The following is a 25939-nucleotide window of genomic DNA, read 5'->3' on the forward strand; positions in this document are numbered from 1 at the left end:
CTGGTTCGCGTGGAGACGCCCGCAGCCTTCGAACACGATCAGAGATTGTCCGAACGGATGCGTCGCCTCATGGTGTCGTTCATCGTCGTGGTTGCAGTGGCAATCGTGGCGGTGATCCTGATGGCCGTGCTGCTGGCCGATTCGGGGTCGATTGAGTTCGAATTCATCGGCATCGTGCCGGGAGCGTTCGTTGTGCTGTTGGTGCTCGCTCTCTGGTCGAGAGCGGCCGTACGCATCCAGGTCGATGACCGTCTGTTCAGGCTTCAACTGTGGCCCTTGCCGTTCAAGTCGAAGGTTCCGCGGGAGGCAATCACGCTGGCCTACGTGCGCCAGGTGCGACCGCTGAGGCAGTACGGGGGCTGGGGCGTCAGGACCAGACGGCGCGATGTGCTCTATTCGGTCGGCGGCACCACTGCAGTCACCGTCGAATTCCACCGAAACGGCACACCCCGCAAGCTCTCCGTCACCACTGACCGAGCCGAAGAGCTCCTCGCAGCCTTGTCCGCATAACTGCGCGAAGCCTCCAACTGTGCCGAAACGTTCGCTAAGGGGCCGACCGGACGATTCGAGTCGGCGTCGACGTGGGCCACAATGCAGCGAGTGGACGAGTGCGTGTTCTGCCGGGTCGTGGCTGGCGCTGAGCCCTGCCACGTCGTCTACGAGGACGAACGCCATCTTGGATTCTTGGACATCTTCCCCAACACTGAAGCGTTCAGCGTGGTGATCACCAAGCAGCACCTCGCCAGCGATATTGCACGCGCCGACAGCCAGATGGCCGCGGGATTGTTCGAGGCAGCCCGCCACGTTGCGGCCAAGATCGCAGACGCCTACGACGATGTAGATCGCTGCGCGATCGTGTTCGAGGGGATGATGATCGACCACCTGCACGCCAAGGTCATCCCGCTGCATCACACGGCCGGCGTGCCGCCCGGTCCTGAGCCGGAGACGACTGCCCGCAGCCACCAGTACTTTGAGGCATACCCCGGCTACGTGACCACCGAGATCGCAGCCAGCCGGGCAGACGACGAGTTCTTGGCCGCGGTCGCCGCCAAGATCAACCGGGAAGGCAGGCGTTGATGGGCGAGGCGATTCCGTTTCCGCAGAGCCAGCCGAGGGGCTACGAGTGGCTGGAAGGCGAGCCGGCGTTCGATCCCGAGCGGCATCTGCAGTTGGAGGAGCCCGCAGAGGTGCTGATGCTGGCCGATCTGGGCTACGACGACGCCGAGATCGCCACGAAGGCCACGCCGGTGGCGCTGTCGTCGCCGTTCCGCATGCTCAGCGACGAAGGCGCGGCGCTCATGCTGGAGACAGCCCGCCGCCTGCGGTGCTTCACCCGTCCGGCGGGGGAGCGAATCGAGCGGACCGTGCGCGGCGGCTGCTACCGCTCACGCTGGCTGCGCGACCTGTGCCTGAGCCCCGAGGTGACGGCGCATCTGGAAACGATCTACGGCATCGAGATCGCCCCGCACCCGATGCCGGTGCATCTCGGCCACCTCAACTACGAGCCCTCGCAGATCGACGTCGGCATCGACAAATGGCACCACGACACGCTGCCGCTCGACTACGTGCTGGCGGTGACCGATCCGGCCGAGGTTGCCGGCGGACGGTTCGAGTGGTTCGAGGGAACCAAGCACGAAGCCGCTGCGCTGGCCGACGCCGGTCAACCGGTGCCCGCAGAACGCACGGTGGCTCCTGAATTCCCAGGGCCCGGCTACGCCGTCGCACTGCACGGCGACATGGTGGTGCACCGCGCCGGCCCGCTTGACGAGCTGTGCGAGCGCATCTCGATGGTCAACGGCTACGTGTCCCTGGACACCACCGCCGACGAGCAGAGCCGCACCAAGAACCTCGTCGGCGTTGACGACCACGAGACGCTGTGGACCGAGTGGGCCAAGTTCGCGGCCTGGCGCAGCAAGGATCGCCTCGCCCATCTCATCGACGAACTGGAGTTCACCCCGGACCGCGATGCGGTCATCGCCCAGCTCGAAGACGCCATCGGCGACGCGCAGCGAGCCATCGACGAGATGCGCGCCGGCGAGAAGGGCCTGCTGCACTACGGCGGCTGACCAGCAGCCTCGCTGTTCGAATCGCAGAACCCAGAAGCACACGGCGGCGCGCAATGAGCGGTTGATTTGCGATGCTGGCGTGATGCAAACGCAGATGCTCATCGGAGGCGATTGGCGGGGGGCCGCTGGCGGCGAGCTGATCGACGTCATCGACCCGGCCACCGGCGACACAGCTGCAGGCGTCGCGGCCGGAACACCCGCGGACGCAGTGGCCGCATGCGATGCAGCCGCGGCAGCGCGGCCCGGATGGGCGGCCACTGCGCCGCGAGTCAGGTCCGAAGTCCTGCGGGACGCCCACCGCATCCTCATCGAGCACACCGACGAGCTGGCCGACCTCATCACGCTCGAAAACGGCAAGCCCCGTGCCGATGCCATCGGCGAGGTCGCCTACGCCGCGGAGTTCTTCCGCTGGAACGCCGAGGAGGCGGTGCGTATCCACGGCTCGATCAGCGTCGCCCCGTCTGGTGCCAACCGCATCATCACCCGTCACCCTCCCGTCGGCGTCGTGGCGATGATCACGCCCTGGAACTTCCCGGCGGCCATGATCACTCGCAAGCTCGCCCCGGCCCTCGCAGCGGGCAACGCGGTGGTCATCAAGCCGCCCCGGGAAGCGCCGCTCACCTCGCTGCGGGTCGCCGAGCTGCTGGGCGAGGCAGGCGTGCCGCCTGGCGTCGTCAATCTGGTGCCCACCGCCAACTCCGGGGCCTGGCTCGATGCCGTCGTCGACCATCGGGCAGTGCGGATGCTGTCATTCACCGGCTCCACCGAAGTCGGCAGAGTCTTGCTGAAGCGCTGCGCCGACCGAGTGCTCAAGGTGGTGATGGAGCTGGGCGGCAATGCCCCGTTCGTCGTGTTCGCCGACGCCGACCTGGAGGCAGCCACGGCCGGCGCCATGGTCGCCAAGATGCGTCACTCCGCCGAGACCTGCACGGCCGCCAATCGATTCTTCGTGGAAGCGCCCGCTCACGACGAGTTCGTCGAACGGCTGGCGGCGGCCATGGGTGCCATGAAGGTCGGCAACGGCAGCGACCCCGACGTCACCTGCGGACCGATGATCAACGCCGCTTCAGTGGAGAACATCGACCGCCTGGTTCGCTCAGCGGTCGACGGGGGAGCGACGGCCGTCACCGGCGGCTCATCCATTGACGGACCGGGGTTCTTCTATGAGCCGACCGTGCTCGGTGGCGTGGAAGCTGGCGCACCCATCACCCGCGAGGAGATCTTCGGGCCGGTCGCGCCGATCTCCAGCTTCTCCGATACCGACGCCATGATCGCAGCGGCCAACGACACCGAGATGGGCCTCATCGGCTACGTGTACACGCAGGACTTGGCGAAGGGTCTCGCGGTCAGCGAGCGCATCGAGGCCGGCATGATCGGGCTGAACCGCGGTGCCGTGTCGGACCCGGCTGCGCCCTTCGGCGGCATGAAGCAGTCCGGCCTGGGCCGCGAGGGTGCCAGCGAGGGCATCTACGAGTTCTGCGAGACGCAGTACATCGCCGCGGAGTGGTAGGCGGCGCACGTCCGCGCCGGGACGGCGCAGCCGCTCAGTCGAGGAAGCTGGGATCTCGCTCGAGCACTTTGTCGTAGATCGGCTGGTAGCTGAACCAGCCGGCCAGCGGGCTGCCCGTCTGCGACGCCGTGACCTTGGCCGATTCGTGGCGAATCGGGATCGGCGTGCCGGCGGCCTCAGCCAGCAGCTGGCTCTGGCAGGTCCGCTCCATGGTGATGAACCACCACGCCGCCTCGTCGACGGTGCGACCGACGGTGAGGAGGCCGTGGTTCTGCAGGATCACGGCCTTGCAGCTGCCCAGCGCTTGCCCGATGCGCTTGCCCTCGGAGGTGTCGAGCACCACGCCGGTGAAGTCGTCGAACAGGGCGTGGTCCTCGTAGAAGGCGCACGCGTCCTGGGTCAGCGGGTCGAGCAGGCGGCCCAGGCTCGACCACGTCTTGCCGTAGAGCGAATGGGTGTGCGCTGCGGCCACGACGTCAGGCCGTGCTTTGTGCACTTCGCTGTGAATGGCAAAGGCGGCTTGGTTCAGCGGGTAGCGGCCCTCGACGATGTTGCCGTCGTGATCCACCAGCAGCAGGTCGGACACCTTGATCTGACCGAAACCCACGCCGAAGGGGTTGACCCAGAAATGATCGGTCAATTCGGGATCGCGGGCGGTCACATGGCCGGCTACGCCCTCCTCGAATCCGAACAGCGAGAACGCCCGGTACACCGACGCGAGGCGCTCCTTGCGATGCTGGCGCTCGGCCTCGATCGTGTCGAAGCTCGGCGCCTGCGGCATCGGGATCTCGGTGAATGGATCTGCGGGGGAGTCGGTTGTCGTCGTCACGGCGATCATCGTACGACGCTCAGGCTGCCTCGGCCGGAGAGCGGTGCTCTGCACGTCGCCCCGCCCGCATGAGCTCCACTGCGTCGTCCGCGGTGCGTCGGGCGGGCTTGCGAGCGGTCCCCCTACAGTCGCGCCGGTGAGCACAGCTGTGGCGGCCCGAGACGGCGGGGCACCTGTGCGCTGCCTCGAAGGCGTGCGGGTGGTGGAGATGGCGACTGGTATCGCGGGACCGTACGCGGCACGCTTCCTGGCCGACCAGGGCGCTGATGTGGTGAAGGTGGAACCGCCCGGCGGCGATCCGTACCGAAGCGATCCGGGATTCCAGGCCGTGAGCCGGAACAAGCGCTCGGTGGTGCCCGACGGCATCGAATGGGAACGGGCCCCGCTCCCAGCCGCGGTCGACGGGGCGCCAGCGCAACTGCCCGGCATTCTGCGGCCGACTGCCGAGTCGATCGCTGCGCCAGCGCTCGCCGCGTTGCTGGGCGGCGCAGATCTCGTCTTCGTGCCCGACGGCCCGACTGCGTCAGCCGCGCGCCGGATTGCGCCGGGTGCAGTGATCATCTCGTGCCCGACGTGGGGCGACAGCGGGCCCTACGCGACCCGTAGGGGCACCCCGTCACAGGTCGCCGCGGTCACCGGCATCGGCTGGAACCAGATCAGCTATTCGGAGGGGCCGGTCGAGCTGGTGGTGCCCTTGGCCTCGTACGGGGCCGGGATGCTGGGAGCGATGGCGGCCGCAGCGGGCCTGTACGCACGGAGGGCCCACGGCTCGGCGCCGACCTACACGGTCTCGGAGGTGTCCGGTTCGGGTGCGATGCAGATCGGCGACTTCGAGACGCCCGAGATGGCCGAACTCGACCGGGACGGATCGTGCCCGCTGGGCTCGGCAGGCCGGCTGCCGGTGTACCGCTTGTTCCGGGCCGCCGACGATCGGTGGATGTTCGTAGCCTGCGGGACGCTGCCGTTCTACGTCGCGATGCTGCGAGCAATCGGCCGCGAGGACTTGCTGGGCGACGAGCGCTTCGGTGACCCGCCGTGGGGACTGCTCGACCTCGAACCGCTCGCAGAGATCACGCCGATCCTGGAGCAGGCTTTCGCAGCCCGGCCGCTCGCCGAGTGGCTGGAGGTCTTCGCTGCGCATGACGTGCCGTGCCAGCCGACGCAGACCCGCGAGGAGTTCGTGAGCTCGGCGCTTGCGCAGGCCAACGGGCTCGTGACAACAGTCGAGCATCCGGAACTCGGGACGGTGCGCACCCCGCCCCAGCCGATGTGGATCGACGATTGCGACGAGGTCGCCTTGCAGCCGGCCCCGCGACTGGGCGAGCACACCGCCGAGGTCGAAGCCGAGCTGGACGGCGGGGCGTGGCCGCCCCAGCCGGCACCGGATCCACCGATGCCGGCCACGGCGCCGCTGCGCGGTGTGAAGGCAGTCGATCTGAGTTCGTTCATCGCCGGGCCGGTCATCACCCGCCATCTAGCGATGCTCGGCGCAGAGGTCACCAAGATCGAGCAGCCCGGCGGCGACCCGTTCCGCGTGCTCGGGCCCTACTTCAACGGCTGGAACCAGTCGAAGCGCTCCATCTGCCTCGACCTGAAGGACGCAGCCGACCACGAGGTCATGGCGCAGCTCGTCGCCGAGGCCGATGTCATCGTGGAGAACTTCCGGCCTCGCGTCGCAGCACGCCTCGGCGTCGCCGACAGCGACCTGCGACGCATCCGGCCAGATGCCGTGCTGGTCAAGAGTCCTGGCTACGGCCGAGACGAGTCGATGGCCGAGGTGCCGGCTTTCGATCCGCTGCTGCAGGCGCTCGGCGGGATCATGGCCGCGCAGGGCGGCAATGACGAGCCCGTGTTCCTGACCGTGCCGGTCCACGATGCCGCCACGCCGATGATCGCTGCGTTCGGCGTGCTGTGCTCGCTGTACCGGCGCGTGGCCGACGGCGTGGGCCGAACCGTGCGCACATCGCTCACCCAGACCGTCATGGCGGCTCAGGCTGCCGAGTTCGTTTCCTTCGAGGGGCGGCCGCCCGCCCTCGCAGGCGGCATGGACTACCGGGGAGCCGGCCCCGACCGCACCTACCTGGAGGTGCCGGGTGCCGGCGGCCCCGAGTGGTTCTGGCGCCAGTCGACGCCGGAAGGCACCAGCGAACTGCCAGCCGAGCGGCGCGGCTTCGTGGGCGCAGCGGTCGCACTCCAGAACAGCCACGTGGTGGAGTTGCCCGAGACTGAATGGGGACCCATGAACCAGGTCGGCTCGCTCGTCGGCGGCATCGAAGTGGCCATGCGCAGGGCTCCCTTCCTCGATGAGCATCGGGCGGAGGTCGAGGCGGAGCTCGCAGCGCTCCCGGGCGCGGGCGCGCCGCCTGCCGCCGCCGACTGAGGCTCGCCGGGTGCGGCTCGAAGACGCGAATCAACCTCGGTACGGTGACGGCATGGCGACGGCGCGACTCGCTTCCGAGGACCTGCCGATGCTGCGCGGCGAGGCGGCCTTCACTGCCGACCTGCCACAGCCCGACGGCTGCCTGCACGCCGCCTTCGTGCGTTCGACGGTGGCCCATGGCGAGCTGCGCAACGTCGATCTCCGCGAGGTTGAGCGGGCGCCCGGAGTCGTTGCCGTGCTCGATGCAGCGCTGCTCGACCTGGAGCCGCTGGAGTACTACCGGGCCACCACGCTCGGCGGTCGCATGGCCCGGCCGCTGCTGGCGACTGAACGGGTCCGCTTCGTCGGCGAGCCGATCGCCGTCGTGCTGGCCGACTCGCCCGCCCGCGCGCTCGACGCGGCGGAACTGGTTGCTGTCGAGATCGATGAGCTGCCCGCGGTCATCGACGTCGAGCGCGCCGCCACAGACGACGTGCTGCTGTTCGGTGATGCCGACACCAACGTGGTGCGCCCGCTGGACAGTCCCACCGAGGGCGGTTTCCTGTCCGAGCCGTCCAGCGTCGACAACCCTGCAGCGCCCCCTGCCCAGCCCGGCGAGGACCCGTGTGCGGGTGCTCACTGCGTGGTGCAGCTGACCTGCGAGAACGACCGGATCACCTCACTGCCGATCGAGCCGTGCGCCATCGTCGCGACGCCGTTCGAGCTGATCCGCGGCACGCCGCTGGCTGAAGGGGCATCACCCGACTGCGAGCTGGACATCTGGAGCACCGGCCAGGGTGTGCACAGCGCCCCGTACCTGTACCGGCGCCTGCTGGGCATCCCGGTCACAGCGGTGCGGGTACGCGAGCCGCACGTCGGCGGCGGCTTCGGCGGTCGCGGCGACCCGATGCCGGAGTTCTTCGTGGTGGCGCGTGCCGCCCAGCTGTTGGAACGCCCGGTGCGCTGGGTGCAGAGCCGCCAGGAGCAGTTCGTCTCGATGCCTTACGGGCGCGGTCAGCGGCACCGCATCCGCATGGGATTCGACCCTGACGGACACATCATCGGCATCGACGTGATCATGTGGTGCGACGCCGGTGCTTACCCGCACATGGCGCCGATGCTCACCGCCGCGAGTTACCGCCAGAGCACCGGCCTGTACCGGGTGCCGCGGCTGCGTTACCGCATCGGCTCCGCGGTCACGAACGCGCCGCCGACCGGCGCGTACCGCGGCGCGGGCCAGCCCGAAGTGAATGCTGCACTCGAACGAGCCATAGATGCCGGTGCCCGCGAGCTCGGTCTCGACCCGGCCGAGTTGCGCCGCCGGAACCTGCTGCGCGCCGACGAGCTGCCGTTCGACACCGGCACCGGCATCACCCTCGACAGCGGCGATCCGCACCGCGCGCTCGACACTGCCCAACAGCTCATCGACGTCGAGCGCTGGCAGACGCTGGCAGCTGAGCGTCGTACAGCAGGCAGCCGATCGGCACTGATCGGGATCGGCTATGGCTGCTACAGCCAGAGCGCGGGCAGCGGCGACGATCCCGACTACGCCTCGCTGGAGCTGGGCTCAGACGGGAGCGTGCTGGTGACCTGCGGCAGCCACGGTCACGGCCAAGGTCATCACAGCCTGTGGGCCCAGATCACGAGCGCCCGGGTCGGGGTCGCCGAAGGCGCCGTCCGGGTGAACGACGCCGACTCGGTGACGTCGTCCTACGGAGGCGTTACCGGCGGCTCCCGCACAGCGACGGTGCTGGGCAGCCAGATCGCCGAGGCAGCGGCCGAGCTGCGTGCCCGCATCTGCGAAGTGGCAGGAGAACTGCTTGAGGCCAGTCCTGACGACGTGGAAGTCACTCCCGATGGCGCGCACGTTGCCGGTGTGCCGTCCCGGCTGACCAGCTGGACCGACATTGCCGCGGCCGCGCCAGCGGGAATCAGCGCAACGGTCACCGAGCGCCGTGCCGAGGTGACCCATCCCTACGGAACTCACGCTGCAGTCGTCGAAGTCGACGTCGAGACAGGACGTGTCGACCTCGTGGCGTTCGCCGCCGTGGACGACTGCGGACGGATGCTGTCGGAGACATCGGTGCAAGGCCAGCAGCACGGCGGTGCGGTGGCCGGCATCTCCCAGGCGCTGATGGAGGCGGGGCAGTGGGACGATGACGGCACTCCTCGCACCACGACGCTCGTTGACTATCTGATCCCCGCTGCTGCCGATGTGCCTTCCATCCGCACAGCCCGGTTGGGCACCCCGACCGACCGCAACGAGCTGGGCACCCGCGGCATCGGCGAGAACGGCGCCATTGCCGCCCCGCCCGCCGTGCAGAACGCTGTCATCGACGCGCTGGCGCACCTCGGCGTGACCCACATCGACATCCCGGTCACCCCCCAGCGCGTCTGGGAAGCCGTCACCTCCGCCGAGGCTGCCGCGACTTGAACTGACGCCTCTTGGCGGGCGCGCGGCAGCCGGGTGGGGTGGCACGCCTGCACGCGTGCTGAATACTTGGGTTCTCGCACACTGCTTGGGAGGCACCCATGGTCGAGCCAGACTTCCTGCACTTCGACACGCTTGCGCTGCACGCCGGGCAGCGGCCCGATCCGACCACCGGGGCTCGCGCCGTGCCGATCTACCAAACCACCTCGTTCAGCTTCACCGACACCGAGCAGGCGGCCAGCCTGTTCAACCTGGAGATTCCCGGCCACATCTACAGCCGCATCTCCAATCCCACCGTGGCCGTGCTGGAAGAGCGCATCGCCGCGCTCGAGGGCGGCGTCGGGGCCGTGTGCACAGCCAGCGGCATGGCAGCGTTCCACCTGGCGTGCGCCACCATCGCCTCTGCGGGCGACCACATCGTGGCCAGCCGCAACATCTACGGCGGCACGCACAACATTCTGAGTCTGACGCTGCCCCGGTTCGGCATCACCACGACGTTCGTCGATCCCCGTGACCTCGACGCATGGCGCGGCGCCATACGGCCCAACACCAAGGTGCTGTTCGCCGAGACGCTCGGCAATCCCAACATCGACGTGCTCGACGTCCCGGCTGTGGCCGCAGTGGCGCACGAGGCCGACCTGCCGCTGATGCTCGACGCCACGTTCACCACGCCGCACCTGATGCGGCCCATCGAGCTGGGCGCTGACATCGTGATGCACAGCGCCACCAAGTTCCTCGGCGGGCACGGCGTGGCGATCGGCGGCGTCGTGGTGGACGGCGGCCGTTTCGACTGGGCCGCCTCGGGCAAGTTCCCGACGCTCAGCGAGCCGTATGCGGGCTACCACGGCATCGCCTTCACCGACGAGTACGGGCCCCAGGCACTGTCGATGAGGGCCCGGGCGGAAGGTCTGCGCGACTTTGGCGCCGCCATGAGCCCGGCGGTGGCGTTTCACCTGCTGCAGGGCGTCGAGACGCTGCCGTTGCGCATGGATCGTCACGTTGCCAACACCGAGGCGGTCATCGAGTTCCTCGCCTCGCACGACGCCGTGAGCTGGGTGAGCCACCCGTCGGTGCCGTCGCACCCCGACCACGAGCTGGCCAAGCGCCTGCTGCCGCGGGGCGCCGGTGCGATCCTGAGCTTCGGCGTGGAAGGCGGCCGCGAGGCTGGACGGCGGTTCATCGAGGCGGTGCGGCTGGCGTCGCATCTGGCCAACGTGGGCGACGCCAAGACACTGGTGATCCATCCCGCCAGCACCACTCACCAGCAGATGAGCGCTGAGGATCTGGCTGCTGCCGGCGTCGGCGAGGACCTGGTGCGGCTGTCGGTGGGCCTCGAGCACCCGGGCGACATCATCTCGGACCTGTCCCGCGCCCTGCGGGCATCGCAGAAGGGCTGAACCGATGACAGCTACCAAAGCCTTCTCGCTCGATGTTCGCGGTCAGGCCGTCGGCGTGGCCGCCGGGGGCGTGGTTCCCGACGCGGCGTCGGCAGCTGAAGCGCCGGTGGTGCTGCTCGTGCATGGCGCAGGCATGAACCGGACGGTGTGGCAGCTGCAGACCCGCTGGCTGGCGCACCACGGCTACACGCCGCTCGCCATCGACCTGCCGGGTCACGGCAACAGCGACGGCGAGCCGCTGGGTTCGGTCGCCGAGATGGCTGCCTGGCTCACCGAAGCCATCGCGGCCGTGCGCGAGCAGCTTGGCTGCGACGAAGTCCGACTGGTGGGTCACTCGATGGGATCGCTGGTGTGCACCGAGGCGGCCGCGACCCATCCCGATGGCATCGCCCGGCTGGTTCTGCTGGGCACTGCCGCCGGCATGCCCGTCCATCCGGCGCTGCTGGGCGCAGCCGAGAACAACGAGCTGCTGGCACCAGAGCTCATGACGGCATGGGGACACGGCAACCGCGCTCACGTCGCTACCAACCCCACGCCGGGATTGTGGATGCTCGGCGGCAGCGTGGCCCTGCTGGAACGCGCCGATGACGGCGTGATCCACGCCGATCTGGCGGCCTGCGCGGCCTACGAGGCCGGCGACGTCGCCGCCCGCGTCCAATGCCCGGTCACGGTCATCGTCGGAAGCGAGGACAAGATGACCCCGCCACGAGCGGCGGGAGCACTGATCGCCGATTTCGCGGACTGCGACGTCGTTCACCTCGCCGGAGCCGGTCACATGATGATGAACGAGGATCCTGCCGCCGTCCGGACGGCTCTGGCCAAAGCACTCGCCTAGCCGGTCGGCCGAGCGCGCTTGTCGCTGTGCTGGTTGTGCGCGCTTGCGGCGCGGCTGCCATCATGTGCCGGCGGCATTCTGACGCAACCTGCCGCAAAAGGAGCCGGACATGGCAGTCGAGCGATTCCCGGTGGAGGCCACGCACATATTGATGTTCGCGAGGTCCATCGGCGACACGAATCCGATCTACAGCGACGCTGAGTATGCGGCCGGCACCGAGGTCGGCTCGATCATCGCGCCACCGACGTTCGCGCAGTCGAGCGCGCAGTTCGACCCCGACTACTTCCTGCGCCCCAAGCCCGACAAGAAGTGGTTCGGCAGCGGCCGTACGGCGTCGGGAACGCTGGTGCGCGACCTGTCTGAGGCCGACGGCGACGACGTCAAAGACGAGCGCGAGGATGACAAGCAATCCGGCGCGGCTGCGGGCGGGCTGCACGCCGAGCAGCACTTCACCTATCACCGGCACCTGAGGCCCGGTGACGTGCTGCACACGGTCACCTACGACGGCGAGCGGTGGGAGAAGCAGTCCAAGCGGGCAGGCATTCTCAAGTTCTCCGAGGCCGTCACCGAGTACCGCGACGAGGACGACGAGCTGGTCATCACGGCCAAGGGCGTCGGCGTCGTCACCGAGAAGGTCATCGAGGACTAGGAAGGCAGACAGACATGGCACTCAGCGCATCGCAGCTCAGCGTCGGCGACAGCTACTCCGAGCAGATCGTCGACGACCTCACCCGCACCCAGATCGTCCAGTACGCCGGCGCGTCGGGCGACTACAACCCCGTCCACACCGATGAGAAGTTCGTCACCGAGGTAGCCGGCTACCCGACGGTATTCGCCCACGGCATGCTCACCATGGGCATGACCGGCCGCATGGTCACCAACTTCGTGGGCGACGGCCGCCTCACCTACTACGGCGTGCGGTTCACCAGCCAGGTGTGGCCAGGCGACACCCTCACCGCAAAGGCCGAGGTCGCCGACATTCGTGACGAGGACGGCCAGAAGCTGGTCGACCTCACCATCACCACCACCAATCAGGACGACCGCCCAGTCCTCACCGGCCAGGCCACCGCCCGCCTCGACGACTGAGCGGCACTAGCCCTCGGCGCGTCCAGCGCCGTACTAGCTCTTGGCCCTCTGGGCCCGGCGCTAGCCCTTTGCGCGTCCGGCGAAGCCGAACAGCTTGCCGGCGACTTTGCGGATCTGGATCTCCTCTGAGCCTTCGGTGATCCGGTACCGGCGGTGGTGCCGGTAGATGTGCTCGAAGGGCATGTGGCGCCCGTAGCCGTTGCCGCCGCAGCTCTGCATGGCCCGATCTGCCGCATCGCAGCAGAACCGGTTGCCGCGGTAGTTGCACATGGCCACCTTGTCGGTGATCTCCATGTGGTCGACGCCCTCGTCCATCTGCCAGGCGGTCTTCCAGATGAGCGCCCGGGTCATCTCGGCCTCGGTGTAGAGCTCGGCCAGCGGGAACTGGATGGCCTGGTTCTGCGCCAGGGGCTTGCCGAACGTGGTGCGGTTCTTCACATAGTCGACGGCCACGTCAATGCAGTGCAGGCCTGCGCCCACCGATGACGCCGCTTGGCGGATCCGGTTCTCGTGCACGAACAGCTGCGCCGTCTGCAGGCCCCGGCCCTCGGTGCCCAGGATGTCGTCGTTGCTCACCCGCACATCGGTCAGCCGGACATGCGCGTGGTCGGTGGGCATGTTGAACGTCCACATGAACTTCTCGACTGCAAAGCCGGGCGTGTCCACCGGCACGATGAAGCAGGTGATGCCGTGCCCCTCGCCGGGATTGCCGGAGGTGCGGGCGAAGATGTAGTCGTGGGTGGCGTGATGGAGGCCGGTGTTCCAGTACTTCTCGCCGTTGATCACCCACTCGTCGCCGTCACGCACGGCCGTGGTCTCCATCCAGGTGGCATCTGAGCCGTGCAATGGCTCGGTCAGGCCGAACCCGATGCGCGCCTGGCCTTCCAGCATCTTGGGGATCCACTGCTCCTGCTGAGCCTCTGAGCCGTAGCGCTCCATCATCAGCACGGTCGGGAAGTTGCCGATGATCGAGTTCTCGTTCTGCAAGTCGTTGTGCAATCCCAGGCCGCGGCGGGCGAGATGCTCCCGGATGATCGCCATACCCAGGTTGGTGCCGTCGCTGCCGCCGAAGCGCTTGGGCAGATGCCAGCGCAGGAATCCCGCCTTGTCGGCCTCCTTGCGCATGCGCACCAGCAGTGCTTCCCATTCGGCGTTGGGCAGGCCGTCGCGCTCCCAGTCGGTGCGCGAGTCCTCCCGGCGGTGGTCGAAGAAGCGGATGTTGTCGTCTTCGTTTTCGATGGGCTTGATGACGTCGTCGATGAACGTGTCCAGATCGTCGAGCAACTGCGCGATGTCGGCGGGGATGGTGAAGTCCATGCGCGGCAACCTACCCGGCTGCCTGTAGCCCCGCCGGATGGGCCTGTGCTGCTCCCGCCTGCATCCCAGCGGCCGTGTGCGAGGATGGACGACGGAGGTGAGCGAGATGTCGACGCCGACTTCGATGTCTGTGCTGGTGTGGTCGGACTACCTGTGACCGTGGTGCCACCTGGCACGGGCCCGGGCGGTCCGACTGGCTGAGCGTCACCACCTCGACATCACCTGGCTGGCGTACGAGATCCACCCCGAAGTGCCGCCCGAGGGCGTCGAGGTGCGCATGAGCTTCGAGCGAATCGCTGCGATGGCCGAAGCCGAAGGCATCACGTTCGTGGTGCCGAAACGCCTCCGCAACAGCGCCAAGGCGCACCAGGCCGCGCTGGCCGTCGAGCACGCCGACCCCGACGCCGGCGAGCGCTACCACGACCGGCTTTACGCCGCCTACTGGGAAGAAGAGCTCGACGTCGCTGACCCTGAGGTGCTCGTCAGCCTGGCGTCCGACGTAGCCATCGACCCCGACGTTCTGCGGCGAGTGGTCACCGACGACGAGCTGCTGCCTGCACTGCGGGCGTCGATGGCCCGGGCGAATGAGTGGGGGATCAGCGCCACGCCGAGCTGGCTGTTCGACGGTCGGCTCGTGATCCCGGGCGCGCAGGACGACGACTTCATGGCCGACGTCATCACGAGACTGCGCGAGCGACCGGCACCGCCGGCGGGCTAGGGATGCCTCACGGCTCTCGGCGCCCGGCGAGGCTCTGATCGACTAGCCGTCCGATCCGCCGCTGTTGTCATGCGGCGGCACCACGGGCAAACCGTGCTCGATCCAGCCCTCGATGCCGCCGTCTAGGTCAGTGGCCCGTGCGAAGCCCAACCGCTGCAGTTGAGCCGCGGCGAGACTGGAGCTGTAGCCCTGGTTGCAGAGGATGACGAGGTGGTCATCCAAGTCTGCAGCGGTTCCCTCCGAGGCGCCCGAGTCGGGGTCGAGACGCCATTCCAGCACCAGCTGCCCGATGTGCTCAGAGCCCTCGATGACGCCGGTTCGCTCCCGGTCGTCTCGCGGCCGGATGTCGATGACGCGCAGTCGCCCGCCCTCGGCGGAACCAGCGGCCGCCATCAGTTCTGCGAGCTCGGCGGGGCCGACCCGCTCCAGGCCCGAGCGCGCCTGCGCCAGCAGTTGGTGGACTGTCGTGCGCCGAGGTTCAGGCATTGCGCGGGCCTCCCATTGCTGCGCTGCAGAAGATCTTCGCAGGCTCTGCTGCGCCCACGGCACGCCGGTCCGCAGTTGCAGCCGACACTCTGGCGATCAGGCGGGATTGTCGATGAACTCCACCCAGTTGCCGTCGGGATCCTCGACCATTCCGACCACCACGCCAGGTCGGGCTTCCAGCCGTCGCCAGATGATGTTGGCCCCGGCGTCCTCGCAGGCGGTCATGACCTCTTCGAAGTTGCCGACGTTGAACGTGAAGTAACGCAGCCCGGTGGCACCGGTGATGCCGCCCCCCGCTCCGGCGGGCACGTCAGCGACGGGCACCACCAGCTTGAGCAGGCTCTTGTTCGCCCACAGCCGGTGCATCTGGGCGATGCCGACCTGCTCCATGTTCAGCGTCGCTTCGAACTCCAGCCCGAGCACGTCCCGGTAGAACGCCAGCATCTCGTCGCCGTTGTCGGTGACGATGCCCAGGTCGAAGCCTTCCTTGGTGGGTTGCAGTGCCACGTTGATCTCTTTCCTTGTCTCGGTCGGTGAGTCCGGGTTGAAGCTTGCCGTGTTTGGCAGGGCGCGATCAGTCGTAGCTGACGCCCAAGCCGGCCCGCGCATCGGTCTGGATGCCGTACGGCGGGATGGGGTAGCGCAGGCCGTTGCGTGACAGCGCTTCCATGCCCTCGACTGCGACGACAAGATCATCGGGGGTCAGCGCGATCAGCAGCTCGTCTTCCATCACGCCGCCGTAGCGCCGTTCGGCAAAGCACGGGATGGACACGCTCGGCTCGCCGGTGCGCAGCGCCCGGCCCCAGGAGTCAGCGCACGCCGACTCGCCCACGCAGCCCCACTCCATCTTCTTGTAGCCGCGCCACTGCAGGCCGTTGATGAGGATGATCATCTGCGCCGGGGTGGCGTAGATCAGGCACACGTCGGGCGGGTTGAGGCGCTTGGCCGACAGCGGTGACACCACCATGGCCTCATAGGACCCATACGGCACGAAGTCCATGGCGTGCTGGTGCGCCGAGGCGTCCTCGAGCGTCTCGTACCACACACCTGCCATCCGATCGCCGGAGAGCCACTCGTCGTCCTGGGGATGCAGGCCGATGACGGCGCCGCACTGCGCTCCCACGAGATCGTCCATGGTGAAGCCCACCGTCCAGTTCAGCCGGCATGCCATGCCCACGAGCTGATCGGTGGTGTGAATGTCTCTCGGGCGGCGGACTCGCGGCACCTCGTTCATTGCCGCCTCGGACTCGAAGAGCTTCATCCCGATCGGGGTGGTGCGGATCCGCAACACTGCATTCAGGCGCGCCAGCAGCTCGTCCCAGTCGATGGACGCTGTGCGCACGTGCGCTGCAGTCTCGGTGGTTGCCTCGGCTGTCTCGGTTTGCGTCACGGCTGCCCCCGTTCTTCCCGCTCTTGTTCGCTTTCGCTCACGGGCCGCTCGGGCCACGGCTGCGCCATCCGGCTCAGCCTCGTGCGCACGGCCGCCCTGTCGTTCGCGGAATCGCGGACAGCTGCGTTCGAGAGGTCACGCTAGTTCGGCGACCACTAGCGTGAGCCGCCGAGCAAGCGCAGGCTGAGCTACCGAAGACAAGGTGACAGGAGACGGGTCGATGGCAGACGGACTGAGAGTCGAGCGGGACGGGCGTGTCGGCCTGGTGATCATGGATCGCCCGCCCCACAACTTCTTGAGCTACCGCCAGGTCCACGACATCGCAGACGCAATGGTGGAGCTGGAAGACGACATGAGCATCGGCTGTGCTGTGCTGGCCGCCGAAGGCCGTTCGTTCTGCGCGGGCGCTGACCTGGGCGGCGAGGGCGTCGGCGGCGGTGCCGAGGAGAAGGTCGGCGGCAGCGCGACCCTGCAGCTCTACCAGGGCTCGGGTCGGCTGTTCGATGTGACTTTGCCGATTGTCGGGGCGATTCACGGCCCGGCCATCGGCGGGGGTCTGGGTCTCGCCATGGTGCCCGACATCCGCATCACCTGTCCGGAGGCCCGGTTCTGCGCCAACTTCGCTTCCCTGGGCATCCATCAGGGTTTCGGCATGAGCGCCACGATGCCGCTGCTGCTGGGGCCCGAACGTGCAGCGAAGGTGCTGCTGGGTGCCAAGCGCTACAAGGGCGACGAGGCTGTCGAGCTGGGTCTGGCAGACGAATGCGTGCCGGCCGATCAGGTGCGAGAGCGCGCCATCGAGGTGGCCAGCGAGATCGCAGCCAATGCGCCGCTGGCCGTGCGGGCCATCAAGGCCACGCTGCGGCTGGGCCTCGGCGACAAGGTGCGCGAGATCACCCAGCGCGAGGCCGCAGAGCAATTGCGCCTGTCGGGCACCGAGGACGCCCGCGAAGGCATGAAGGCCGTGTCGGAACGCCGCGCGGGGAACTTCGTCGGGCGATAGCTCGAGCATCCGACACGTCGGGCGTTGACCCGAGCATCAGACTCCTCGGCCGCTAATCCTCGCAACCGCTCTGCGCGTCCCTGCGGGGGCGGGCTGGCGCGACATGATGGACGTGATGAACCCAATGCGAGTCGCTATCACGGGCATTCGGGGACTGATCGGAGGAGCGCTGGCCGCGAGCTTGCGTGCCGATGGCCACGAGGTCGTCGGCATCTCCCGGCGGCCCGATCCGGTCGGTGCGCCAGCCGCTGCCGATGACACGGCCGAGCGGACGCTGGCATGGGACGTGGCCGCCGGGACCATCGACGCATCTGCGCTGGAGGGCCTCGACGCCATCGTTCACCTGGCGGGCGAGAGCATCGGCGGGCGGTGGTCCGACAGGCGCAAGACGGCCATCATGTCCAGCCGCGTCGAATCCACCAGGCTGCTCGCAGGGGTCATCCGCGAGCTCGATGCCAAGCCGTCGGTGTTCGTCTGCGGTTCGGCCATCGGCTTCTACGGCGACCGGGGCGACGAGGAGCTGACCGAGCGATCACTGCCCGGCGAGGGCTTCCTGGCCGACGTGTGCATGCGCTGGGAGCGCGCAGCGGTGCCGATCCCGGACGCCGGGGTGCGGCTCGTGCGCATTCGCACCGGTCTCGTCGTGGGCCCAGGGGCCGAGGCCATCGAGCGGATGGCAAGGATCACGCGGCTCGGCGCTGGCGGTCCGCTGGGAGGTGGCCGGCAGTGGTGGAGCTGGATCAGCCTGGACGACGAAGTGCGGGCAATCCGGCATCTCATCGACAGCGATGCGAGCGGGGCGTTCAACCTGACGGCTCCCAACCCCGTCCGGCAGCGTGATTTCCAGCGGGCACTGAGCGCGGCGCTACGACGCCCGTCGTTCATGTCGGCGCCCCGGTTAGCGATCCGTGCGGCGCTCGGCGAGATGGGCCAAGCGCTGCTGCTCGACTCGACCCGCGTGCTTCCCGATGCCCTCACTGACGACGGCTTCAGCTTCGGGCATCCCGATCTCGCAGACGCGCTCGCCGACGCGATCTGACTTGGCGCTGCGACCGTCGGCGCGAATTGACGGAGTGATTGGTCAGTTCGTCATAGGGCTGAACACGCAGACCACAGCGTCGAGCAGGGCGGTTTCGTAGGAATGTGACGCCTAGCAGACGCGGCCGAACGTGGAGGAGAGTTCGTAGCACCACTGCTGGATTTCGTCCCACGATGACAAGATTTCGTCTACTTCGTCGCTGAGTGCGTCGAGCTCCTCGACTGTCTTGTGGGGTGCGCACGCGTCGAGCATGTCGTCGGCTTCGTCTTCGAAGTCGCGGAGCACCCGTTCGAGGTCGCGGTAGTGGTCCTGGGCTTTGGGAAGTTCCATGCTGAAGACGGCTTCGCTCATTCCGGTCGCCGCTTCGATGGCAGTGTCGATGGACCTTGCTGTCGCTGCTTCGAGAGCTCGGCAGTCTTCAGCGGTGGCGGCGTCAGCGCAGCCAGTCACGACTGTCAGGACGAGGGCAAGCGCCGCCACAGTTCTGAGGCAGGCCATGCGGGGAGATTAGGTCCTGTGTGCAAACAGTGCATTGTCAGCTCAAATGAGAGGATTCGCATACATCTACTGCGACTACGACGTCGGCAACACTGTTCGCGCGGTACCGACCACGCGTGATGCTCAGGCTTCTAGCGTGGCTGCCATGACCCAAGGCAGTGACCGGGGTGGCGAAACCGTCAGCTCGCTAGGAGCGACCGTCCGTCGGGATCGGTGGGGGATCGCCCACATCGAGGCCCCGACGACAGCGGCAGCGTTCGCGGCTCAGGGCTGGGTGGCGGCCGACGACCGGATCTGGCAGATGGAGTGGGATCGTCGCCGGGCTCTCGGACGTTGGGCCGAAGTCGTCGGCATGGCTGGCGCCCGTGAGGACGCTTTCTTCCGCCGGTTGGGGGTCGCCGCGATCTCCCGAGCCGACTACGCAGCGCTCAACGGGCACACCCAGGCGATGTGCGAGGCCTACACGCAAGGCGTGAACCGGTGGCTGGCGGATCACGGCGATGGCCTGCCCGCCGAGTTCGAGCATCATCCAGCACCGCCGGAGCCTTGGGAGCCGTGGCACTGCGTGGCGGTGTACAAGCTGCGGCATATCTTCATGGGAACCCTCACCCGCAAGCTGTGGCGGGGGCGGATCATGGCTCAAGCCGGCTCCGAAGCTGTGATGGCCACGGTTGGGGACATCGAGGCTGATGCGGCGATGGTGCCCGGCGACGGACCCCGTCCCGATTTGCTGGCCGATGCAGCGAGCGTGCTTGATGCGTGCGCGGCTGACATGGCGGCATTGGCCGCGGCGATGGACTCCGACGGGGCGTCGAATTCATGGGCGCTCAGCGGTGACCGCACTGCCAGCGGCAAGCCCCTGCTGGCGGGCGACCCGCACCGGGGCATCGAGTTCCCGAACGTGTACCACCAGTGCCACCTGCGCTGCGACGAGTTCGATGCGATCGGCATGGGCTTCCCGGGTGTTCCCGGTTTCCCGCACTTCGGCCACAACGCCGAGGTGGCCTGGGGCATCACCCACGGCATGTGCGACGACACCGACGTGTTTGTGGAGCGCTTCGACGAAGACGCTGGCTCGTGGCGGCTGGGTGAGGGCATGCCCGTTGACTGGTGCACGGAGACACTCGAGATCCGTGGCGAGGGCACCGTCGAGGTGCTCTGCGGCGCCACGCCGAGGGGCCCAGTGGTACTCGGCGACCCTGCCGACGGCGTCGCGCTTTCGATGCAGTGGACCGGCATGTATGGCGCCGACACAACGCTGGATGCCCTCTGGCCGATGCTGGTTGCGGGCTCGACGGCTGAGCTGATCGAGGCAGTCCGACCGTGGGTGCTGCCGGTGAACAACCTGCTGGGCGCCGACCGGGCAGGTTCGATCGCCTTCAAGATCCGCGGGCGCGTCATCGAGCGCTCTGCGGCCAGCCGCTGGACACCTGTGCCCGGAACCGACGAATTCGCTTGGGACGGACTCGAGCCGGTGCCGTTCGAGGACCTTCCTGAATGGGCCGATCCCGAGCGTGGCTTCCTGGTGACGGCCAACAACCGCACCGCCGACGGTGGCCCGTACATCTCGCTGGACTTCGCCGGCCCGAGCCGACACGACCGCATCTGCGAGCTGGTGATGCCGATGACAGATGCCGCCGTCGCCGACATGAGCGCGGTCCACGGTGACGTCACCTCGCTGGTGGCCCCGAAGGTGCTCGGCCTGATCACCGAGTACGCCGTGGAGTGCGGCCATGAGCTGTCCCATGGGTTGCTGGACATGCTGGCCGAGTGGGATCAGCGCATGACTGCCGATTCGGCTCCGGCAACCATCTACGCGGTCGTCAAGCGCCGGCTCGTCGAGGCGATCGTCGAGCGGCTCGGCATCGCCGGCGCGGAGCTTGGCGCTGCCGGATGGCCTCCCGCTGCGGAGGCCAGCCGCATGGCGGCGGCTGCGGCTACACGCATGCTCTGCGAGCGCAATCTCGACGTGGTGCCGGGGCTGGACAACCCCATCGGGCGCCGTATGGCGGCCAGCGCGTGCGTGGACGAGACGGCAGCAGAGCTGTCGCAGCGACTCGGCGACGACCCGACTAAATGGACCTGGGGACGGGTGCATCGCATGGCATCGCCGCATCCGCTGGCCTCGGCGCTCTCCGCGGCACGGGACTTGCATCCGCCGATCGACGGCTGCGCCGGCGACGGTGACACCGTTCGCCAAGGCGGCACCGCGCCCGAGACTGGCGAGCGAGCCATTCACGGCTCCGTAGCCCGGTACGCATTCGATCTCGGCGACTGGGACAGCTCCGGTTGGGTGGTCCCCCATGGTGTGTCGGGCGTACGCGGCAGCGGCCACGACCTCGACCAGCGGCAGGCCTGGCTGGACTGCGAGCTCGTCCCGATGGCCTACAGCTCAGACGCAGTGGCCGAAGTCACGGCCCATGAGCACGAGATCTAGACCGGCGTTGCAGCACGGCCTCTTTGCCCGCTCCAATCCCGGGTCAGCGTGAGCGCGGACGCAGCCGCCGTTCCGTTCGTCCGGAGGCACGAGCTGTCGCCCGAGGCTGCTGCCTACCGGGCCCGGCGTAAGCCGTCGGTGCCGATCGAGATGCCCGATCTTTGCGACCATGCGGCGGTCGCGCGTTGGCGTGCGGCGACCAACGCGCTGTGGGGCGAAGACGACGATCCGCAGATTCCGCACCGACGGGAGGAAATCGGAGGCGTGTCGTGCCTCGTCGCTGGCCCACCGCCGGATTCCGGCGCCCCGGTCGTGCTGTATGCGCACGGTGGCGGCTACGTGCTGGGCAGCGCAGCGGTGGCGACCCCGATCACCGCTCGTCTGGGCCGGACCTTGCGGGTGGTCTCAGTTGACTACCGCCAACCGCCGGAGCACCCGTTCCCGGCCGCCCTCGACGACATTTTGGCTGTGTATCAGGTGCTGGCTGCTGAGCGTGGGCCGGCAGTTCCTGCCGCTGGTGATATGCCAGCCGCGCCTGCTGCAGACGGTGTGCCGGTGGCGCTCGCCGGCGATTCATCCGGTGGAGCGCTCGCGCTCAGCGCTGCGGTGGTGGCCACCGCTCGAGGCGCTCGGCCGGCAGCGGTCGCGCTGTTCAGCCCCTTGCTCGACCACGCTGCCGTACCCGGCAGCCCGCTCGTCGACGGCGAGGGACGACGCCTCATCGATCACTACGTCGGCGGTGCCGATCCAGATGACCCTCGCCTGTCGCCGCTACGCGCCGATCTCAGCGGGTTGCCTGGGGTGCTCGTGCAAGCAGGGGCCGATGAGCCCCTCGCGTCTCAGGCCGTCGAACTGCAGGCTCGCGCGACCGCCGTGGGCACCAACATCACGCTCGAATTGTGGGAGCACCTGTGGCACACATGGCACTACCACCACCTGCCAGAGGCCGACCAGGCCCTCACTGAGGCGGCTGCCTTCCTGGCAGCACTCCTCAGCCAGCCAAGTGGGCCGTGACCGCCGCCACTACGGCCGCGGGCTGCTCATAGGGGAGCATGTGCCCGGCCCCGTCGACGAGCTCGACCGCCGCTTCGGGCAGCGCCGCCTGCCACGCGTCGGCGTACGCAGGCGGGATCAGCCGGTCCTGACGGCCCCACACCAGCAGAGTCGGCACCGTCACCCGGTATGCCCGCTCCGAGAAGCGTCGGTTCGGGATCGGGAACAGGATCTTGCCGGCCATGCCCTGCTGGCGGGCTCTGGCCACCATGAAGCGCGTCAGCGTGGCGTTGTCTGAGAAGTCGGCACCGCCCGTCAGCACTTCCTCGCCCACATTCGGGTCGGCGAAGAGCACCTCGGCGAGCTGGTAGGGGAGCATGGCGAAGATGTCGGGAATCGGGTGATCGCCCAGCCACATCCCCGCGGGGCACAGCAGAGCCATGCGATCCACCGACTGCGGTGCCAGCGCCGCCATATCGGCGGCGATCATGCCGCCCATCGAGTGGCCCATCAGGTGCAGTTCGCCGGCTCCCGGGCCTGAAAGCAGGCCCATCTCGGTGGCCACGTCCCAGCCGTGCAGGGCGAAGTCCTGCATGTCGGACAGGCGGTCCTCGTCGCCGTGCTCGCTCCATGCGGGCCACACCGGCGCAACCACTCGCAGCCCAGCCGCGACCAAACCGTCGAGCACCGGTTCGCCCGGCAGCCAACCGCCTGCGCCGTGCAGCGCCAACACGGTCGCAGTGCCAGCGACATCAGCGCCGGCTGGCTCGTAGACGCGCACCGGCGCAGTCACTGATCGCCGGGTCGTGATGAGAACCTCTTCAAAGGTCGGCGCGGGTGCAGTATCGGTTGCGCTCATGCCACCGGGCCCTTGGGCGCCTCGGGATAGCGGCGAGCGTCAGCCATCGTGTCCTCGGGACGCACCCGGTCGTCCATCGGCTTGCACCACCAGTCGGGGGCGTCGGCGAACTCGTCGCCCCAGATGCCGCGCAGGCCCGGCATGACCTTCTCGGCGAACAGCTGGCTGGAGTAGCGGGTCTTCCAGTCGGGCATGTTGCCCATGTGCAGCAGGCAGAACACCGTGCCGACCCGCAGCCGCTTGATCATGTCCTCCATGCGCTCGCGCACGGTGTCGGGCGAGCCGGCGATCACGTAGCCGCCCTCGACCAGGTCCTTCCAGGTCAGCCGCTTGAACAGCTCCTGGTTCTCCTTGCGGAACTGGTCCAGCTTGCCCGCCTGGATGGTCTTGACGGTCCGGTAGCCGGGCGGGTCGGCGAAGCCCGGGAACACGTGCAGGCAGCGGTTGAAGAAGTACAGCATGTGCTCGCTGTACAGCTCTTCCGCCTCGGCGTCGGTGGCCGCAGTGCAGATGATCTGCGCGAAGCCGGCGCGGCCGGGCGACATGGACTTGTCCATCTCGCCGACACGGTTCCAGTAGCCGTCCATCAGCGTCTGGCCGGCCAGGTACCCGTTGAAGCTGAGGTAGGAGTAGTTGTAGTCATTCTCGAGGCAGAAGTCCCACGTCTCGATGGAACCGCCGCCGGGGATGTAGATGGGCGGATGCGGCTGCTGGATCGGCTTTGGCCAGCAGTTCACGTAGCGCAGCTGGGTGTACTTGCCGTCGAAGGCGAACACGTCCGGGTTGGTCCACGCCTCCATGATCAGGTCGTGAGCTTCGTAGTACTTCTCGCGGGTCAGTGCCGGGATCTGCCCGTAGGTGAAGTTGGTGTCCATGGGCGTGCCCACCGGGAACCCGGCAACCAGCCGGCCGCCGCTGAGGCAGTCGAGCATGGCGAATTCCTCGGCCACCCGGTGTGGCGGGTTGTAGAGCGCGATCGAATTGCCGATCACGCAGATTGCCGCCTGTGAGGTCCGCCGGGCCAGGCCCGCAGCGATGATGTTGGGGCTCGGCATGATGCCGTAGCCGTTCTGGTGATGCTCGTTGACACCGATGCCGTCGAAGCCGAGCTCGTCAGCGAATTCGAGCTGGTCCATGTACTCGTGGTAGACGCCGTTGGCGCGCTCGGGGTCGAACAGCGAGCCGTCGATGTCCACCCAAACCGACCGGTGCTCGGTCTTGAAGTCGTCGGGCAGGTCGGGCCATGGCATCAGGTTGAACCAGCAGAACTTGACGGTCATGCGGGGGCTCCTTCGAGGATCGAGTTCGGACGAGACAGTCTCAGACGAAACGGTCGCAGGCGAGCCAACAGTCTGGGCTATCGGCGGGTGACGCGGACCGGCAGGTAGGTGTAGCCGTGGATGAACGAGGAGAGCGAGCGCTGGGGCTCAGCCTGGATTTCGATTCGCTCGAAGCGCGGCAGGATCTCCTCCCACAAAACCCTCAGCTGCAGCTCGGCCAGCCGGCTGCCAAGGCAATAGTGAAAGCCGTAGCCGAACGAGAGGTGACTGGCGGCGTTGTGACGCTCGATGTCGAGGTCGTCGGCGTTGTCGCCGAAGATCTCCTCGTCTCGATTGGCCGAGACGTACCACATCAGGACCTGATCGTCCTTGCGGATCTGCTTGCCGCCGATCACGCAGTCGGCGGTGGCAGTGCGCCGCATGTAGGCCAGCGGCGTCTGCCAGCGGATGATCTCCGGCACGAAGCCGGCGATGAGATCGGGATTCGCGTTGAGCTTGTCGTACTGATCGGGGTGCTTGTTGAGTGCGTACACGCTGCCCGACATGGTGTTGCGTGTCGTGTCGTTGCCGCCGACGATCAGCAGGATCAGATTGCCGAGGTGGGCCGCGGCGGGCAGGTGACTCGTGGCTTCGCCGTGCACCAGCATCGAGATCATGTCGTTGCCGGGGTTCGTCCGCCGCTCCTCCCAGAGCCGCTCGAAGTACGGCAGGCAATCGGAGAACTCCTCGCGCCGCTGGGCGCTGGTCTCGACGATGCCCTCCGGACCGGGGATGGTGGTGACCAAGTCGGACCAACGGGTGAGCTTGCGGCGGTCCTCCAGCGGGAAGTCGAACAGGGTCGCCAGCATCAGCGTGGTCAGCTCGACCGACACCGTGTCGACCCAGTCGAACGTCTCGCCCTCCGGCAGGGAGTCGAGCACCCTCGTCGCGCGTTCCCGGATGAGCGGCTCGAGGTTTCGCAGGTTGGTGGGGGCCATCATCGGCTGGACGGTGCGGCGCTGGCGCCGGTGTTCGGGCGCGTCCATGGTGATGAACGAGTCCAGCGGAGTCGTCGGAGGCAAGTCGGTGTCTGCGGGCGGCCCGACGGTGATGCCGTGAGCCGAGCAGAACGTCTCGTCGTCGCTCTCGACGTCACGGACGTCGGTCCACTTCGTGACCGACCAGTAGCGCCCGGCCGATCCCAGCTCGTTGAAGTGGACGGGATCTTCGCGACGCAGGCGTGCGAAGTGATCGTGCCAGCGATCCTCGCGGAACAGATGAGGATTCAGCGGGTTGATCTCATCGATGGTGAGATCGGAGGCGGCCCCGACGCCCGCGCCGAAGTGCGCTTGCTCTCGATCGGGATTCACCGCGCCGCCTGCTCGCCATTCCTCCCGCTCAGACTCGGTTGCAATCGCCATGTCGGT

24 protein-coding genes are annotated in these 25939 nt (G+C 68.0%); 15 read left to right on the top strand and 9 right to left on the bottom strand.

Annotation, left to right across the window (positions count from 1 at the left end; all coding sequences use genetic code 11):
* Positions 1 to 9 precede the first annotated feature (9 nt).
* The 4 genes from ACOGI5_RS11160 (at position 10) to ACOGI5_RS11175 (ending at position 3576) form a co-directional block, all read left to right on the top strand.
* Positions 10 to 510 carry a hypothetical protein gene (locus ACOGI5_RS11160; protein ID WP_419864490.1) on the top strand — a complete coding sequence of 167 codons (501 nt, stop codon included), beginning with the start codon at positions 10 to 12 and terminating at the stop codon, positions 508 to 510.
* A gap of 90 nt (positions 511 to 600) precedes the next feature.
* Positions 601 to 1077: an HIT family protein gene (locus ACOGI5_RS11165; RefSeq protein ID WP_419864491.1), complete on the top strand. Its 477-nt coding sequence runs from the start codon at positions 601 to 603 to the stop codon at positions 1075 to 1077.
* Positions 1077 to 2066, top strand: a complete 990-nt coding sequence (locus tag ACOGI5_RS11170; protein WP_419864492.1) for a hypothetical protein — start codon at positions 1077 to 1079, stop codon at positions 2064 to 2066. The genes ACOGI5_RS11165 and ACOGI5_RS11170 overlap by 1 nt, the downstream gene beginning before the upstream one ends.
* Positions 2067 to 2148: 82 nt before the next feature.
* Positions 2149 to 3576: an NAD-dependent succinate-semialdehyde dehydrogenase gene (locus ACOGI5_RS11175; protein WP_419864493.1), complete on the top strand. Its 1428-nt coding sequence runs from the start codon at positions 2149 to 2151 to the stop codon at positions 3574 to 3576.
* A gap of 34 nt (positions 3577 to 3610) precedes the next feature.
* On the opposite strand, the gene ACOGI5_RS11180 is transcribed toward ACOGI5_RS11175, so the two are convergent.
* The gene (locus tag ACOGI5_RS11180) at positions 3611 to 4414 is read right to left on the bottom strand and encodes a class II aldolase/adducin family protein (RefSeq protein WP_419864494.1); all 804 of its coding nucleotides are present in this window, start codon (positions 4412 to 4414) and stop codon (positions 3611 to 3613) included.
* 127 nt (positions 4415 to 4541) lie between these two features.
* On the opposite strand from ACOGI5_RS11180, the gene ACOGI5_RS11185 reads away from it, so the two are divergent.
* The 6 genes from ACOGI5_RS11185 (at position 4542) to ACOGI5_RS11210 (ending at position 12513) form a co-directional block, all read left to right on the top strand.
* Complete coding sequence (locus ACOGI5_RS11185; RefSeq protein WP_419864495.1) at positions 4542 to 6785, top strand: CoA transferase; 2244 nt, start codon at positions 4542 to 4544, stop codon at positions 6783 to 6785.
* A 52-nt stretch (positions 6786 to 6837) separates the two neighbouring features.
* Complete coding sequence (locus ACOGI5_RS11190) at positions 6838 to 9198, top strand: xanthine dehydrogenase family protein molybdopterin-binding subunit (RefSeq protein ID WP_419864496.1); 2361 nt, start codon at positions 6838 to 6840, stop codon at positions 9196 to 9198.
* A gap of 98 nt (positions 9199 to 9296) precedes the next feature.
* The gene (locus ACOGI5_RS11195) at positions 9297 to 10592 is read left to right on the top strand and encodes an O-acetylhomoserine aminocarboxypropyltransferase (protein ID WP_419864497.1); all 1296 of its coding nucleotides are present in this window, start codon (positions 9297 to 9299) and stop codon (positions 10590 to 10592) included.
* Positions 10593 to 10596: 4 nt separating this feature from the next.
* A complete protein-coding gene (locus tag ACOGI5_RS11200) occupies positions 10597 to 11427 on the top strand; it encodes an alpha/beta fold hydrolase (RefSeq protein WP_419864498.1) in 831 nt (276 codons plus the stop codon).
* A 109-nt stretch (positions 11428 to 11536) separates the two neighbouring features.
* The gene (locus tag ACOGI5_RS11205) at positions 11537 to 12076 is read left to right on the top strand and encodes an FAS1-like dehydratase domain-containing protein (RefSeq protein WP_419864499.1); all 540 of its coding nucleotides are present in this window, start codon (positions 11537 to 11539) and stop codon (positions 12074 to 12076) included.
* Positions 12077 to 12090: 14 nt separating this feature from the next.
* Complete coding sequence (locus ACOGI5_RS11210; protein WP_419864500.1) at positions 12091 to 12513, top strand: MaoC/PaaZ C-terminal domain-containing protein; 423 nt, start codon at positions 12091 to 12093, stop codon at positions 12511 to 12513.
* A 60-nt stretch (positions 12514 to 12573) separates the two neighbouring features.
* Here ACOGI5_RS11210 and ACOGI5_RS11215 read toward each other — a convergent pair whose 3' ends face one another.
* Positions 12574 to 13830 carry an acyl-CoA dehydrogenase family protein gene (locus ACOGI5_RS11215; RefSeq protein ID WP_419864501.1) on the bottom strand — a complete coding sequence of 419 codons (1257 nt, stop codon included), beginning with the start codon at positions 13828 to 13830 and terminating at the stop codon, positions 12574 to 12576.
* A gap of 169 nt (positions 13831 to 13999) precedes the next feature.
* On the opposite strand from ACOGI5_RS11215, the gene ACOGI5_RS11220 reads away from it, so the two are divergent.
* On the top strand, positions 14000 to 14548 hold the full coding sequence (locus tag ACOGI5_RS11220) for a DsbA family oxidoreductase (RefSeq protein WP_419865476.1): 549 nt from the start codon (positions 14000 to 14002) through the stop codon (positions 14546 to 14548).
* Between the two features lie 42 nt (positions 14549 to 14590).
* On the opposite strand, the gene ACOGI5_RS11225 is transcribed toward ACOGI5_RS11220, so the two are convergent.
* From ACOGI5_RS11225 to ACOGI5_RS11235, 3 genes are all read right to left on the bottom strand, one after another.
* Positions 14591 to 15034 (bottom strand): rhodanese-like domain-containing protein, encoded by a 444-nt coding sequence (locus ACOGI5_RS11225; RefSeq protein WP_419864502.1) that lies wholly within the window; start codon positions 15032 to 15034, stop codon positions 14591 to 14593.
* Between the two features lie 96 nt (positions 15035 to 15130).
* The gene (locus ACOGI5_RS11230; protein WP_419864503.1) at positions 15131 to 15541 is read right to left on the bottom strand and encodes a VOC family protein; all 411 of its coding nucleotides are present in this window, start codon (positions 15539 to 15541) and stop codon (positions 15131 to 15133) included.
* A gap of 67 nt (positions 15542 to 15608) precedes the next feature.
* Positions 15609 to 16376 (bottom strand): DUF169 domain-containing protein, encoded by a 768-nt coding sequence (locus ACOGI5_RS11235; RefSeq protein WP_419865477.1) that lies wholly within the window; start codon positions 16374 to 16376, stop codon positions 15609 to 15611.
* 268 nt (positions 16377 to 16644) lie between these two features.
* On the opposite strand from ACOGI5_RS11235, the gene ACOGI5_RS11240 reads away from it, so the two are divergent.
* Both ACOGI5_RS11240 and ACOGI5_RS11245 read left to right on the top strand, forming a co-directional pair.
* Positions 16645 to 17427, top strand: coding sequence for an enoyl-CoA hydratase/isomerase family protein (locus ACOGI5_RS11240; RefSeq protein WP_419864504.1), 783 nt, complete (start codon positions 16645 to 16647; stop codon positions 17425 to 17427).
* A gap of 115 nt (positions 17428 to 17542) precedes the next feature.
* Positions 17543 to 18466 (top strand): TIGR01777 family oxidoreductase, encoded by a 924-nt coding sequence (locus ACOGI5_RS11245; protein WP_419864505.1) that lies wholly within the window; start codon positions 17543 to 17545, stop codon positions 18464 to 18466.
* 111 nt (positions 18467 to 18577) lie between these two features.
* On the opposite strand, the gene ACOGI5_RS11250 is transcribed toward ACOGI5_RS11245, so the two are convergent.
* Positions 18578 to 18817 carry a hypothetical protein gene (locus ACOGI5_RS11250; protein ID WP_419864506.1) on the bottom strand — a complete coding sequence of 80 codons (240 nt, stop codon included), beginning with the start codon at positions 18815 to 18817 and terminating at the stop codon, positions 18578 to 18580.
* A 292-nt stretch (positions 18818 to 19109) separates the two neighbouring features.
* Between ACOGI5_RS11250 and ACOGI5_RS11255 the strand changes: the two genes are divergently transcribed.
* Positions 19110 to 21401: a penicillin acylase family protein gene (locus tag ACOGI5_RS11255; protein ID WP_419864507.1), complete on the top strand. Its 2292-nt coding sequence runs from the start codon at positions 19110 to 19112 to the stop codon at positions 21399 to 21401.
* A 48-nt stretch (positions 21402 to 21449) separates the two neighbouring features.
* Positions 21450 to 22415 carry an alpha/beta hydrolase fold domain-containing protein gene (locus ACOGI5_RS11260; RefSeq protein ID WP_419864508.1) on the top strand — a complete coding sequence of 322 codons (966 nt, stop codon included), beginning with the start codon at positions 21450 to 21452 and terminating at the stop codon, positions 22413 to 22415.
* Here ACOGI5_RS11260 and ACOGI5_RS11265 read toward each other — a convergent pair.
* The 3 genes from ACOGI5_RS11265 to ACOGI5_RS11275 form a co-directional block, all read right to left on the bottom strand.
* Complete coding sequence (locus ACOGI5_RS11265; RefSeq protein WP_419864509.1) at positions 22393 to 23253, bottom strand: alpha/beta fold hydrolase; 861 nt, start codon at positions 23251 to 23253, stop codon at positions 22393 to 22395. The genes ACOGI5_RS11260 and ACOGI5_RS11265 overlap by 23 nt on opposite strands.
* Positions 23250 to 24533 (bottom strand): LLM class flavin-dependent oxidoreductase, encoded by a 1284-nt coding sequence (locus tag ACOGI5_RS11270; protein ID WP_419864510.1) that lies wholly within the window; start codon positions 24531 to 24533, stop codon positions 23250 to 23252. The genes ACOGI5_RS11265 and ACOGI5_RS11270 overlap by 4 nt, the downstream gene beginning before the upstream one ends.
* A gap of 77 nt (positions 24534 to 24610) precedes the next feature.
* The gene (locus ACOGI5_RS11275) at positions 24611 to 25933 is read right to left on the bottom strand and encodes a cytochrome P450 (protein ID WP_419864511.1); all 1323 of its coding nucleotides are present in this window, start codon (positions 25931 to 25933) and stop codon (positions 24611 to 24613) included.
* Positions 25934 to 25939: the final 6 nt, after the last annotated feature.

Source organism: Candidatus Poriferisodalis sp., assembly GCF_965208925.1.
In the GTDB taxonomy this organism is placed as follows: domain Bacteria; phylum Actinomycetota; class Acidimicrobiia; order Acidimicrobiales; family Poriferisodalaceae; genus Poriferisodalis.